At 57.6% G+C, this 13,016-nt stretch carries 12 protein-coding genes; 2 read left to right on the top strand and 10 right to left on the bottom strand.

Annotated features, from left to right (window positions below; translation table 11 throughout):
- Window positions 1–77: 77 nt before the first annotated feature.
- Complete coding sequence (locus JQ616_RS28720) at window positions 78–1,325, top strand: acyl-CoA dehydrogenase (protein ID WP_212020450.1); 1,248 nt, start codon at window positions 78–80, stop codon at window positions 1,323–1,325.
- A gap of 197 nt (window positions 1,326–1,522) precedes the next feature.
- Here the strand turns inward: JQ616_RS28720 and JQ616_RS28725 are convergent, their stop codons facing one another.
- The 3 genes from JQ616_RS28725 to JQ616_RS28735 form a co-directional block, all read right to left on the bottom strand.
- Window positions 1,523–1,951, bottom strand: a complete 429-nt coding sequence (locus JQ616_RS28725) for a GNAT family N-acetyltransferase (RefSeq protein ID WP_349630055.1) — start codon at window positions 1,949–1,951, stop codon at window positions 1,523–1,525.
- Between the two features lie 324 nt (window positions 1,952–2,275).
- Window positions 2,276–3,409 (bottom strand): CaiB/BaiF CoA transferase family protein, encoded by a 1,134-nt coding sequence (locus tag JQ616_RS28730; protein ID WP_212020454.1) that lies wholly within the window; start codon window positions 3,407–3,409, stop codon window positions 2,276–2,278.
- Between the two features lie 83 nt (window positions 3,410–3,492).
- Window positions 3,493–4,287, bottom strand: coding sequence for an SDR family oxidoreductase (locus tag JQ616_RS28735; protein WP_212020456.1), 795 nt, complete (start codon window positions 4,285–4,287; stop codon window positions 3,493–3,495).
- Between the two features lie 63 nt (window positions 4,288–4,350).
- Between JQ616_RS28735 and JQ616_RS28740 the strand changes: the two genes are divergently transcribed.
- The gene (locus tag JQ616_RS28740) at window positions 4,351–5,193 is read left to right on the top strand and encodes a TetR/AcrR family transcriptional regulator (RefSeq protein WP_212020458.1); all 843 of its coding nucleotides are present in this window, start codon (window positions 4,351–4,353) and stop codon (window positions 5,191–5,193) included.
- Between the two features lie 137 nt (window positions 5,194–5,330).
- Here the strand turns inward: JQ616_RS28740 and panD are convergent, their stop codons facing one another.
- From panD to JQ616_RS28775, 7 genes are all read right to left on the bottom strand, one after another.
- The gene (gene panD / locus JQ616_RS28745; protein WP_212020460.1) at window positions 5,331–5,699 is read right to left on the bottom strand and encodes an aspartate 1-decarboxylase; all 369 of its coding nucleotides are present in this window, start codon (window positions 5,697–5,699) and stop codon (window positions 5,331–5,333) included.
- Window positions 5,700–6,003: 304 nt separating this feature from the next.
- Window positions 6,004–6,777: an SDR family NAD(P)-dependent oxidoreductase gene (locus JQ616_RS28750; protein WP_212020462.1), complete on the bottom strand. Its 774-nt coding sequence runs from the start codon at window positions 6,775–6,777 to the stop codon at window positions 6,004–6,006.
- 14 nt (window positions 6,778–6,791) lie between these two features.
- Window positions 6,792–8,012: an acyl-CoA dehydrogenase family protein gene (locus tag JQ616_RS28755; RefSeq protein WP_212020464.1), complete on the bottom strand. Its 1,221-nt coding sequence runs from the start codon at window positions 8,010–8,012 to the stop codon at window positions 6,792–6,794.
- A gap of 28 nt (window positions 8,013–8,040) precedes the next feature.
- Window positions 8,041–9,168 carry an acyl-CoA dehydrogenase family protein gene (locus JQ616_RS28760; protein WP_212020466.1) on the bottom strand — a complete coding sequence of 376 codons (1,128 nt, stop codon included), beginning with the start codon at window positions 9,166–9,168 and terminating at the stop codon, window positions 8,041–8,043.
- A 1-nt stretch (window position 9,169) separates the two neighbouring features.
- A complete protein-coding gene (locus JQ616_RS28765; protein WP_212020468.1) occupies window positions 9,170–9,961 on the bottom strand; it encodes an enoyl-CoA hydratase/isomerase family protein in 792 nt (263 codons plus the stop codon).
- A gap of 124 nt (window positions 9,962–10,085) precedes the next feature.
- The gene (locus JQ616_RS28770) at window positions 10,086–11,249 is read right to left on the bottom strand and encodes an acetyl-CoA C-acyltransferase (protein WP_212020470.1); all 1,164 of its coding nucleotides are present in this window, start codon (window positions 11,247–11,249) and stop codon (window positions 10,086–10,088) included.
- Between the two features lie 65 nt (window positions 11,250–11,314).
- On the bottom strand, window positions 11,315–12,874 hold the full coding sequence (locus JQ616_RS28775; protein ID WP_349630056.1) for a long-chain-fatty-acid--CoA ligase: 1,560 nt from the start codon (window positions 12,872–12,874) through the stop codon (window positions 11,315–11,317).
- Between the last annotated feature and the right edge of the window lie 142 nt (window positions 12,875–13,016).

A 13,016-nucleotide genomic window follows, 5' to 3' on the forward strand; every position in this document is an offset into this window, starting at 1 on the left:
GTCCCCGTAATGAGCTTCGGCTTCTCCGACAGTCGCTCGCGATCAGCTGCGGCGTCTTCAGCAAAGGTCAAAATACTATGAATTTTGATGACACTCCTCAAGAGGCCGCATTCCGAACTGAGGTTCGTTCGTGGATCCGCGCAAACGCGCCGAAGCAGTACGAAGACGAATTGGCGAATGCGTCAATCGGGCGAATCGAGCTCAAAGACGCGGACACGCTCGATGTCGCAAAGGCGTGGCAGAAAAAGAAGGCTGAGGCCGGCTGGGCCTGCTTGCAGTGGCCCAAAGAATATGGCGGCCGTGGGTCAACGCCCATCGAGAGCGTGATTTGGCAACAGGAAGAGGGCTTGTTCGGAAAACTCAGCTCGGTTTTCATCATTGGGCACGGCATGTGCGGCCCGACGATGATGACGTACGCGAGCGAGCAACAGAAACGGTTCTATCTGCCGCCGCTGGCCTCAGGTGAGAAGGTGTGGTGCCAGCTCTTTTCGGAGCCCGCCGGTGGTTCAGATATCGCTGGGCTTCGAACGCGCGCAGAGCGCGATGGCGAGGAGTGGGTGATCAATGGTCAGAAGATCTGGACCAGTGGCGCGCATATTGCCGACCACGGAATCTTGCTCACCCGCACAGATCCCAACGTGCCGAAGCACAAGGGCCTCACGATGTTCTTTATCGACATGAAGAGCCCAGGCATAGAGGTCAAGCCGATCAAGCAGGCAAATGGCCAAGCTGAGTTTAACGAAGTTTACTTCACTGACGTCCGAGTTCCGGATGCCCAGCGTTTGGGCGCGGTGAACGACGGCTGGAACGTCTCTCTTACGACGTTGATGAACGAGCGCTTGTCGATCGGTTCCCACATCGCTACCGGATTTCCGGAGCTGTTTGAGCTAACTAACGAGCTCATGCTCGACGACGAGTTGGCTATCGAAGATAGTGCCGTACGCTCCAGACTTGCAAGTTGGGCCGTGCGTGCGAGTGGTTTGAAATACACCACTTATCGATCAATCTCGGCCCTTTCAAAAGGGGAACAGCCGGGGCCAGAAAACTCAATCTGCAAGCTCGTGGCAGGCTCCATGCTGCAGGATATTTCGACTTACGCGCTTGATCTTCAGGGCCCCGCCGGCGTGCTGTCCGGCTCGGACAGTGAGAGTCAGCTCGGGAAATTTCAGGCTATGCTAATGCGCTCGCCGGCCACGCGCGTCGAGGGCGGCACCGATGAAATCCTCCGAAACATCATCGCGGAGCGCGTACTGGGGCTACCTGGTGACATTCGCGTGGACAAGGATGTGCCGTTCACTAAGATCCCGACCCGCGGCCGGCGATGAGTGGATTTTGCCTGAGGCAATCACCTTCCTCTACAGCCCCAACGAGCCATGATCGCTTGACAGGCAAAAGGACCGGCCAGCGGAGTGCGATCGTGGCTCGCTATTTGGGGATCTCCCTGAGAAACTTGGTATCAAAGGCTGCGCACTTAGTGGTTGGATGGGTGATTCCATGCTGACCGGTGCCGTTATGACAAACATTATTGACGCAGCAGAAGATAGTGGACGGACTTGGCACCGTTGTCGATCACTGCCCTTCCGACCTCTCGAAAACCTTGCGCGAAATGAAACCGGTCTGATCCGGGATTTGGTGGCTCCACGTTAACCTCGCAGACTATGTATTCGTGGCCAAGCTTTTTAGCTCGCGCGAACAGATCGATGTACAGCGTCCGACCATGGCCCATGCCCCGGTGTTCGCTGTCGACAACGACGCGATCAACGTACAGAAACCGGTCGTAACGACTGCAGAACCACTTGAAATGAGTGCCGTCGTAGTCATTCCTTTGTTCGAACGCTAGAAGAGACGCCTTTCCGGGCGCAATGAACGTAGCGACGCTCGCCGCGTTGATCATTCGATCAAACCGCTCCGGCGATAGCAGTGATGTCTCACGGGCACTTGCATTGTTCACGCGAAGAAGTGCGTCGCGTGGACAATGGTGCCCGTGAGGTCGAAAACCTCTGAAAACAATTCGGTCCCCTGTTGATCAGTTATGGAAGGATGGCATCACCAGGATTGAAGTAGCCCCCAAAAAGCTGGGGCCGCTGCGCAGGCCGCACCGCCAGGGAAAGATAACACGTTGGCATTCTACGTCACGGCGCCGTGCAAAGGCGCAACCTCTCGTAGCATTGGCCAATTGGACCGCACGCCGAGGCGCTGCCTTCGTCGGCCACAGCGCGCCTAGCATAAAGCTTAACCAGACGCGTTTGCTGATGTTGGGCTGTCCACTAAGGCCTCAGCCCAGCACTCCCAGCTTCCGGAGGGACGCGATGCGCGTGCTCGCAACCCCCCAATCGAGCAACGATTCGGCGCTTGGTTCCCGGGGCGCCGTCGGCGTCGCATTAGGAGTCCGGCTAAAGCGGGGCGCTGGCGCGGGCTGAACCACTCCGTCGACTTCGACGAATGTCTTGCGGGCAACGTTATGGCTATGTTTCGGCGCCTCCGCGAGATTCAATACAGGGGCGAAGCAAGCGTCCGTGCCCTCCATGATGGCGCGCCATTCATCGCGCGTCTTGGTCTTGACACGAGCGGCGATCTTAACCTTAGCTTCGGGCCAGCGGACGCGGTCCATCTTCGGCGGCATCTCGCTTTGATCGATACCCAGAAGTTTCAGGCCCTGCTCGAGAAACTTATCCTCGATGAACCCCAGCGAGATGTAGTTGCCGTCTGCACACTCGTAAAGGTCGTAAAAGAAAGCACCACTATCCAGAATATTGGTTCCGCGCTCGAGCGTCCACGTGTTGGCCGCATACATTCCGTAGAAGGCAGACATAAGTGATGCAGCGCCATCGACCATGGCGGCATCGATGATCTGGCCCTTACCGGATTTGTGCACCTCGAATATCGCTGCAAGGACGCCCAAGGCGAGGTACAGTGAACCGCCTCCATAGTCGCCGACCAAGTTAAGCGGTGGCACCGGCGGGCCGCCCGCGCGGCCGACAGCAGCAGCGGCCCCACTCAGCGAAATGTAGTTGAGGTCATGGCCGGCAGCATGTGCCATCGGGCCGTCTTGGCCCCAACCTGTCATACGGCCAAAAACTAGCCTAGGGTTGCGCGCGAGACAAACTTCAGGACCGAGGCCAAGACGTTCCATCACCCCAGGACGGAAGCCTTCGATCAGTGCGTCGGCCTTTCCAACCAGCTCGAGCACCAGTTCGATCCCCTCCCCTTTCTTCAGATCGACCGCGACCGCGTTACGGCTGCGATTGTGCACTGCATATTTAAGCTCGCCCGGAATACCAAGGTCGCTTGGACCGCGGCGATCGATCCGCAGCACCGTCGCTCCCATGTCGGCGAGCAGCATCGCGCACATCGGCGCGGGGCCAATACCCGCCATCTCTATCACCCGAAGACCAGCAAGCGGTCCCATACTCGATCCTCATTGCTCTGGATTACGGACGACAACCGTGCATGGTGCGGCCATCAGCGGTCGGCTCCCGCCTAGGAGATGACCTAAACCATGCCCCCGCTTAGATCACGGCGTGACGCGTCGCCCAATTGCGAGCCGCCATCGCAATCTAGGATGGTTCCGCTGATATAGGACGCGGAAGGGCTCGACAGGAACGCAGCGCATTCCGCCACTTCCTCAATCTCGCCCCAGCGTCGCATGGCAATGCGCTCGAAATGAGCTGCCTGGGTCTTTGGGTCGGGGGCCAATCGTTTCATGCCCTCGGTGTTCGCGATGGGGCCAGGCGAAATCCCATTCACTCGCACGTCGGGTCCCCACTCCATGGCCAGGACGCGAATGACCTGATTGATTCCAGCCTTCGCGGCGCAAGCATGGACCTGCAGGGGTGACGGATTGATCGCTTGACCCGCTGTGATCGCGATCAGCGAGGCACCCGGCCGCTTCAGCAAATCGTAGCAGCCACGAAAAACGTTAAATGTCCCCAGCAGGTCGATGTCGACTACCGTTTTGAAGGCATTCGCAGACATCCCTATGGCGGGAGCAAGAAAATTGCCGGCGGCCCCGGAGACGACGATGTCCAACGGTCCGAAGGCTTCGGAAACCTGCTCCATCGATTGCCGTGTTGCGTCGTAATCGCGCACATCAGACGACAAGCCCAGCGCGCCGCTTCCGATTTCAAGAGCCGCCCTCTGCGCCTTTTCCGGATCGCGGCCGACAACCGCTACCTTGGCACCCAATTGGGCAAAACGCTTGGCGATGCCGAGATTGATACCGCTCGTTCCGCCTGCGACGAACGCAACCTTTCCTGCCAACAGGTTATCCTTGAGAGCACTATTCATTTATATTTCGCCCAACAAATTGGCGACAACCCAGCATCCGATCGCAGGGCTGGGATACCCTGTTTGGAGGCATTTGATGCCGCGATGTTGATTTCCTTCCCTCAAAAAACCCTATGGGTAATCAATTTGTTGGTCAATTATAAAATAATTACGCTAGCGGACTTTCTCAAGGAACCGAGATACGATCATCGAATCATGGATACCAACAAGGTAAGGGCTGTGGCTCCCCGTTCTGAACCAGCAAACTCACGACGTACCCAAGAAAGCCGTAGGAACGAATCTGAACAGCGGATACTGCGGGCAGCCCTGCATTTGGTCGCTGGGCACGGCTCAGCAGGCGCGACTATGGCCGAAATCGGGCTGGCCGCAGGCTACAGCCGCGGCCTCCCAAGCGCCAGATTTGGCAGCAAAGCCGCACTATTGGAGAGCCTGATCGACTATATTGAAGTGGCATTTCGAGGTCAGGTTGAGCAGCATGTCGGAAGTCGGCGAGGGTTGTCGGCCGTACGGGCAAGGATCTCCGCGCATCTTGTAGGAGCCTCTCGGGGCGCTGAGAGCATGCGTGCCCTGTACCTGCTCTACATGGAATCGCTTTCGATAGCGCCTGAGATCCACGGACGCATTGCCGGACTTGGCCAATTGTATCGGGACGGATTTATCCGGCATCTCGATGAAGCCAAAACGTTGGGCGAGATCCCATCTGAAGCCGATACCGAGGCTTACGCTACTGTCATCCTGGGCGCTTTGAGAGGCATTATCTCGCAGTGGCTCATTGAAGGCACGGCCATCAACATGGCCGTGGCCGAGCGAACTTTGGCGGAAATGATCACACGGACTTTCGATCAACGGCTGCCACCGGACGGCAAAACCGATATTGACCGGAAGAAGCCCATCAAGCGACGCTAGGCAATACAGGACCTCGCGACACCTCGTCGCAACCCTGTTCGCGACCGTAACCGGACCTCCTCACCAAGATCTAGCAAAAGCTTCCCTGGCTGAGGAGGGCCTTGCCGCGGATATTGTCCGCCCCGTTGCAGGGCATCTCATGCTATCGCGCTCGAACTCTGCTCGATCAGATCGCGCACGAACCGGTTTTCGCTGTCTACCAGTATAACCTTGGGCTGAAGCGGTGCACCGACCAATTCGAAACCCATTATGATAATCTGCTCACCTCCCTTTATGAGGTGGGCTGCCGCGCCATTCATGCAAATCGCACCCGAGCCAGCCTCTCCTTCAATTACATATGTCTCTAGGCGAGCTCCGGAAGTGTTCGATACTACCAACACCCGCTCCCCCACCCACAATCCGACACGCTCAATGAGGTCTTTGTCGATGGTAATGGAGCCGACATACGCGAGGTTGGCCTCGGTTACCGTCGCATTATGAATTTTCGAGCGAATAACCCAGCGCACTACCCATCCTCCGCCACTTTGATCCTCTTGCGGGCCGCAAACTCAGTCCTTTAGGGCCGCGTCAAGGCCCGCTTTTGCGACGATTACTTTGGGCTCGCCGCTATTCCACGTCTTTCGCCCGGGCGGCTCCTGTCTTTTACCAGTCCGTCCCACGTTCTCAAGCATGGCACTAGCCCAATCGGAGGACTTCCGGGGATGGCCTGTGATCGCGCCGGAATACCGCTCGTAAGCAAGGAAGAAGACGCCCGCAGGGCGGAAACTCGGACCTTCAGGGCCGAAAGTAGTCACAGCGTGCGTCTTCGATCTACCGATGGTGTTGACCGTCATCCACGCGAATGTAGGTTCCGGTGACGAATTCGGAGGAAGGCGACACCAGATAGAGCAAGGTACTGTCGAGCTGTGCTGGGTTGCCTAATCTCTGGCGGGGGAAACCCTTGGTGATGTCACCTACCCGCTCAAGTAGGCCATCCATCATTTCCGAAGCGAAAGCGCCAGGCGCAATCGCATTGACGTTGATGTTATGGCGCGCCCATTCAACTGCCAAGGCCTCGGTCATCCGGATCACCGCGGCCTTACTGATCGAATACAGCGCCGAGCCATTGCCTCCGTAGTCGAACGCAATTGAAGAGGAGATATTCACGATTCGACCCGGAAGCCTGGCGTCGATCAGGCGCCGAGCAAATTCGCACGACAGAATGTAAGGCGCACGAACGTTGATATCGAGCACCCGATCGATGAGCTCTACGGGCATCTTGATGGCCCGCTGACCATCGGGGATCCCCGCGTTGTTCACAAGTATCGTGATCGGACCCAAGGCGGCATGAGCTTTAGACATTGCCTGAAATAGCTGATCCGTCTGGGTCACATCCGTTTCGAGAGGTACAGCCTCTCCGCTGTCCGCTCGGATGTCTTCCGTTATCTTTTCCAATCGATCCAATCTGCGCGCGGCGAGCGCTACCTTGGCACCACATCGAGCCAAAATCTGCGCAAATCGCAAGCCTAAGCCCGACGAAGCTCCGGTAACCAGCGCCGCCTGGCCGGTCAAATCGATGGAAAAGTTTGCTTGAGGGAGGGTCATATCTGCGCCTACCATCAACCAGCCAAAGCACGACCGAAAATCTTCCGAGCGATGATCCAACGCTGAATCTCGTTGGCGCCCTCGTAGATCTCGCCAATCTTGGCGTCGCGGTAGATCGCCTCAAGAGGCAACTGCTGGTTTGACCCCTTGACCTGGCGCGCAAATCCGTATGCCCCGCAGACCTGGATCGCATCGCGCGCGAGCTCGACGGCCAATTCCGAGCCAACCACCTTGGCCATCGCCGCTTCGGTATCTGCCCGGCCCGTCTTGTCGTAGAGATAAGCCGCCTTCTGGTAGAGCGCGCGAGCATTTTCGATTGCCATCGCGTGATCGGCGAACGTGAATTGCCAATGTTGGAAGCGCGCCAGTTCTTGGCCAAACACCTTTCGCTTTTCCATGTGGTCGCAGGCATAGTCGAAGGCGGCCTGTCCCATAGCCACACCGATCGCCCCGATGCCCATACGCCCGAGTGTGAGAGCGGTCAGCGCTGCCTTCAGGCCCCCGCCAACGGTGCCGACAACATGGCTCTCCGGTACGTAGGCATTATCAAAAATAACATCGGCAGTGAGCTGGGCATGATTGCCCATTTTGAGATCAGGTTCACCGACCGAAATGCCATCCTGCTTCATATCAGCCAACAGGAAGGTCTGTGCATCGCCTGTACGGCAAAGCACAAGGATAAAATCGGCGGCGACTGAATTAGTAATCCAGCGCTTTCGGCCATTCACCCGCCACCCGTCATCCACTCTGGTAGCGACTGTTTTCATAGCCGCGGGAGAAAGATCGGTGCTTGCGTCCGGCTCGCTTGTCGCAAATGATCCTACGAGTTCACCCCGCACCAATTTTGGGAGATACTCATTTCGTAAATGTTGAGGGGCGTTCTCGAGTGTCTTCCCACACAAGATCGCCTGTCCGTCATAAAGTGCGGAAGCGGCACTTGGAGAATAGTAAGCCAGTTCTTCAAGGACGGTCATCGTGGCTAGCGTTGGAAACTCAAGGCCCCGTCCTCCCACGTCCGCGGGATAGGGGATCTCATAGATGCCGTTCTTGGCCAGCGCGTCGAACAATCCTCGCGGGAAGGTTTCACGCGCCTCCGGAGTGGTGTTCAGTTCGTAAGCGATCGGCCGCACGACGTCGTCGGCAAATTGTCGCGCCTCCTTGCGTATCGCCAGGGTTTCGCCTGGCACGAAGACGTCTGAATACAGCGATTCTGCGCGACGTTTGACGACCTGCATGATCCGTAACTCCTTTACCGCCGGTCCATCAGTTTACGAGCGACCGCGCAATGATGATTTTCTGTATTTCGGAGGTACCCTCGTAAATCTGGCACACACGAACGTCGCGATAGATCCGTTCGATCGCAAAGTCGGCCATATAGCCATAGCCTCCAAACGTCTGCAGCGCTCCGGAGACGATCTTCTCAGCCGCTTCTGAGGCGAACAGCTTTGCCATGGATGCTTCGTTGAGACATGGCTCGCCGCTATCCTTGAGCCTAGCGGCGTGAAGTACGAGTTGCCTTGCGGCCTCCAGGTGGGTTCGAAGCTCGGCCAAACGAAACGCGATTGCCTGATGTTCGACTAGCCGCTTGCCGAATGACGTGCGCTCCTTGGCGTACTCGATCGCTAAATTGAGTGCCGACTGCGCCATGCCAACACTTTGCGCAGCTATTCCGATGCGCCCGGTTTCCAGGCTTGAGAGCGCGATGCGGTAGCCTTCCCCTTCTTCACCAATACGGTAGTCCTCGGGTATTTCGAGATCCTCAAAACGCAAAGAGCATGTGTCGGACGCGCGCTGACCGAGCTTTTCTTCTACCTTAGCAACAACATAGCCCTTGGTGTGGGTCGGTACCATGAAGGCAGTGATCCCGGTCTTTCCTTTGCCTTCGATGGAAGCAAATAGGATCGTCCAGCCAGCGATCTTGCCCGATGTAATGAATTCCTTGGACCCGTTTATCACGTAACGATCGCCCTTGCGCCTCGCGATGGAACGCAGAGCGCTGGCGTCCGAGCCAGCGTTACTTTCGGTCAGAGCGAACGCTCCAATAAATTTCCCCTGAGCTGCGGGCCGTAACACTGTCTCCTTCTGCATCTCGCTGCCGAACCGATCAAGGATGGCAGTGAAAGGAGCATTGTGAACGCTCATAATCGTGGAGACCGCGCCATCCCCAGCGGCTACGGCCATAAGTGCCAATGCGTAACTGACATAATCGGCTCCCACGCCGTCAAACTCCGTGGGGACCGTCATCCCGAGAAAGCCCAGGGCAGCCATTTCGCGAAAGACATCCGGCTCGATGCTCTTTGCCCGGTCGCGTCGCTCGGCGCCTGGCGCGAGCATGTTACGGGCGAATGCAGTTGCCGTGTCCGCAATAAGCCTTTGCTCTTCGGTGAACATCCTAGCTTCCGGTGAACGTAGGTTTGCGCTTCTCAATAAATGCGGAAACACCCTCGCGGAAATCCGCGGTTTGGGTGGCCGAAATGAAGGCCGCACGTTCCGCTTCCAGATGTTGCGCCAATGGCAACTCCGCGTCGACCAGCCGCTTGAATGCGCCATAAGCCCTTGTTGGGCCACGGGCAATCCGCTCGGCGAGTTCGGCAGTGTACCCGTCAAGATCGGCCACCGGAACGATCTCATTGGCGATCCCATATGCGCGGGCTGTTTCTGCATCGATAGTCCTGCCGAGCAGCATCAATTCAAAGGATCTCGCACGTCCGATCTTCCGCGGAAGAAACCATGTTCCTCCCCCATCCGGCGACGCACCAACTTTGTCGTAAGCAATCACAAATCGTGCGTCATCTGCCGCGACCACCAGGTCCGCTGCCAGAACGAGACTGAGTCCAGCGCCGGCCGCTGCTCCTCTCACTGCAGCCACGACCGGCGCCGGCGTCTCGCGCAATGCAAGAATGGCTGGGTGTAACGCATCGAGAAGTTCGTGGATGAGCGATGGCGTCTCCTCGAAATTCTCCGCAAATTTCGCAATGTCTCCGCCAGCGAGAAAGGCGCGCCCTTCGCCGCTAAGGACGATACATCGCACTCCCCGATTCGACGTGACCTGGCGCACCGCCCTATGAAAGCTTTTCGCCATGGAAGCGTCGATTGCATTCAACACGCTTGGTCGATTAAACATGATACGGGCGACACCCGTATCGGCGTTGAAATGTGAGATTATCGTGTTTGCGTTGCTCATGATTTTCTCCGCCCGAGGGCCTCCCTACGCGAACGATGTGTAACCGCACGGATCTACTTTAGCAGCCGGGCCGTGCATGCCGCCTTACCCGGCTTAGGGGCGATTGCGCCCTTCGGCCTCCCGACTACAGCCGTTCAACAGCAATAGCTGTCGCCTCGCCTCCGCCGATGCAGAGAGAGGCCACTCCCCTGCGCAGGCCGTGGCGCTCGAGCGCGGCGAGCAGCGTGACAACGATTCTTGCGCCGGACGCCCCGATTGGATGGCCGAGCGCGCACGCGCCGCCGTGGATGTTTACTTTATCCAGTGGAAGCTGAAGCTCTCGAAGCGCCGCTAGAACCACGACTGCGAAAGCTTCATTAATCTCGAAGAGATCGACATCTGAAACCGACCAATCTATTCGTTCGAGCAGCTTTCTCACGGCGCCGACTGGAGCCGTCGTAAACCACATTGGCGCTTGCGCGTGGCTCGCATGTCCGCGAATGGCCGCGAGCGGATTCAATCCTCGCTTCTCGGCCTCGGACAATCGCATCAGGACCAGTGCTGCAGCGCCGTCCGATATTGACGACGAATTTGCGGCCGTCACAGTTCCATCGGATCTAAATGCAGGCTTGAGATTGGGGATCTTCTCGAGCCGCGCCTTGCCTGGCTGCTCATCCTCCGCGACACCTTCCGCCGTCACTATTTCGGAATGGAAATGCCCCTCGGCGATCGCGCGCTTTGCTCGCTCAAGCGAGGTCAATGCATAGTCATCCTGCGCCCCGCGCGTAAATTGGTAATGGCGCGCGGTGTCCTCCGCAAAGGTCCCCATAAGACGCCCTTTGTCGTAGGCATCCTCCAAGCCATCGTAGAACATATGGTCGATTGCCCTACCATGGCCGAGCCGATAGCCTGCTCGAGCGCGGTCCAGCAGATACGGGGCGTTGCTCATGCTTTCCATGCCGCCTGCGACTACGACGGACGCGCTTCCGGAGGAGATCAGGTCGTGGCCGATCATCATCGCCTTCATCCCGGATCCGCACACCTTGCTCACCGTCGTGCACGGCACGCTATCGGAAACTCCTGCAGCAATTGCAGCCTGGCGCGCGGGGGCTTGGCCCAAACCGGCAGATAATACGCATCCCATCAGGACCTCGTCCGCATCGCTCGGCGCAATGTCGGCGCGGCTCAGTGCGGCTTTGATCGCAACTGCCCCGAGCTCGGGCGCGGAGCGCTGCTTGAGCGCACCCTGGAAACCTCCCAATGGAGTGCGGGCGGCGGCGACCACAACGATCGGATCATGTTGGCTCATAGAGTGCTTCCGCTTGGCGTCGGCTCGGGAGGTGTAGGCTTGATATCCCCTGGCCGGTTCAGTTGTCAGTTTACTCGACGGCTGCGGCCTTCCCAGTAGGGCTCACGAAGTTCGTATTTCACCAGCTTGCCTGCGGCGGAAAGTGGGATCTGGTCCCGAAATTCCACCGAACGTGGGCACTTGTAGCCGGCGATCAACTGCCGGCAATGGGCCTGTATCTGTTCTGCTGTTAGTTTTGCGCCCGGCCGCAAGACGATCACGGCATGAACGCTCTCTCCGAACTTTTCATCGGGGATGCCGATGACCGCAGACATCGCGACTTCAGGCAACTGCGCTATAGCGTTCTCGACCTCGGCCGAATACACATTCTCCCCGCCACTGACGATCATATCCTTTTTGCGGTCGACCACGTATAGGAAGCCGTCCTCGTCCCGGTATCCCACATCGCCGGTGTGCATCCATCCATTGCGAAGCGCTAGCTCGGTTTCTTGCGGCTTGTTGTAGTATCCTTGCATTACCATCGGTCCGCGCGAGATAATCTCTCCTACTCCCCCGACAGGCAGTTCGTTCTCACCATCATCGACGATTCGGAGCTCGGCCTGCAGGATCGGACGACCAGCTGATCGCTGCCATTTCGAGTTTGCTTGCGGGAGATGCGCCTCGCTTGGCAGTATCGTAATGGCCGGGGAACACTCGGTCATTCCGTATGCCTGAAAAAACTTCGTAGCAGGAAACGCTTGGACCGATTGCGTCAACAGTGCGCTATCGATGGGCGCGGCGCCATAGATCATCAGACGGAGACTGGAGGTGTCAAATTCTGCGAAACGCGGATGATCAACCAGCCGCTTGATCATGGTTGGAACCAAGAACACCTCGGTCACACGCTCCTCCTGGATCGCCGTTAACACGGCCGTGTCGTCGAAGGAGGGAACGATGACGATCGTCTGCAATGTGTAAACCGCCTGAAGCAACATGCCGCAACCTCCAATATGGAACAATGGAGCAGCGACGAGAGCGGTCGATCCAACCACCCGCGGAATTGAGATAAGAACATTCACCACGTTCGTAACCAGATTTTCGTGGCTGAGCATCACTCCTTTCGGCATGCCGGTGGTGCCACCCGTGTACATTACGGCTGCGAGATCGTCCCCTTGCCTATAGGCGTCCTCAATCGGGGCCGCTTCACGCAGGAGCGTCTCATATCCGATCGTCCCGGGAGGCGCTATACCTTCGCCCGCGTAGACGACCGTACGTAGCGACTTAGAAGATGCGCGAAGCTTGGGTAACATCGAGAGGAACGCATCATCCATAAGCAATATGTTCGTATCACAGTCATCTAGGGAGTACGCCACCTCTGCGGGCGACCAGCGGATGTTTACGGGGTTGACTACACCGCCACCCCACCAAACGCCGAAAAGATATTCCATGTACCGATGCGAATTCAGACTGAGCATGCCGACACGGTCACCCGTTTGCATTCCCAGCTTTCTTAGCACTGACGCCAGTCGCGCTACACGATCCACAAAGGAGGCGCGGGAGATGCGTTCTCCATTGAATACGATTGCGTCATTGGGAAGAGACTGAAATCCCGCCTGATGCAGTGGTTGTGTCAAATACGCCTTCACGGTCGCTCCTCCTCAACTTAAGGCATTTGTTTTTAGCTACGGAATAATCCGCAGTCCGGTGCCGTCGCCAAGCTCGCCGGGATTCTTGCTGGCGCAGACAACCGAAGAAAGAGTCCCGCAGCCGCAGGAATTCCCGACGTTA

Origin of the sequence: Bradyrhizobium tropiciagri (assembly GCF_018130545.1) — a bacterium.
Classification (GTDB): Bacteria; Pseudomonadota; Alphaproteobacteria; order Rhizobiales; family Xanthobacteraceae; genus Bradyrhizobium; species Bradyrhizobium tropiciagri_A.

Bases quoted from the DNA above. Each gene is read 5' to 3' on its own strand.
- JQ616_RS28720 (WP_212020450.1), top strand. From the start codon at position 78: ATGAATTTTGATGACACTCCTCAAGAGGCCGCATTCCGAACTGAGGTT.
- JQ616_RS28730 (WP_212020454.1), bottom strand. From the start codon at position 3,409: ATGGGACCGCTTGCTGGTCTTCGGGTGATAGAGATGGCGGGTATTGGC.
- JQ616_RS28735 (WP_212020456.1), bottom strand. From the start codon at position 4,287: ATGAATAGTGCTCTCAAGGATAACCTGTTGGCAGGAAAGGTTGCGTTC.
- JQ616_RS28750 (WP_212020462.1), bottom strand. From the start codon at position 6,777: ATGACCCTCCCTCAAGCAAACTTTTCCATCGATTTGACCGGCCAGGCG.
- JQ616_RS28755 (WP_212020464.1), bottom strand. From the start codon at position 8,012: ATGCAGGTCGTCAAACGTCGCGCAGAATCGCTGTATTCAGACGTCTTC.
- JQ616_RS28760 (WP_212020466.1), bottom strand. From the start codon at position 9,168: ATGTTCACCGAAGAGCAAAGGCTTATTGCGGACACGGCAACTGCATTC.
- JQ616_RS28765 (WP_212020468.1), bottom strand. From the start codon at position 9,961: ATGAGCAACGCAAACACGATAATCTCACATTTCAACGCCGATACGGGT.
- JQ616_RS28770 (WP_212020470.1), bottom strand. From the start codon at position 11,249: ATGAGCCAACATGATCCGATCGTTGTGGTCGCCGCCGCCCGCACTCCA.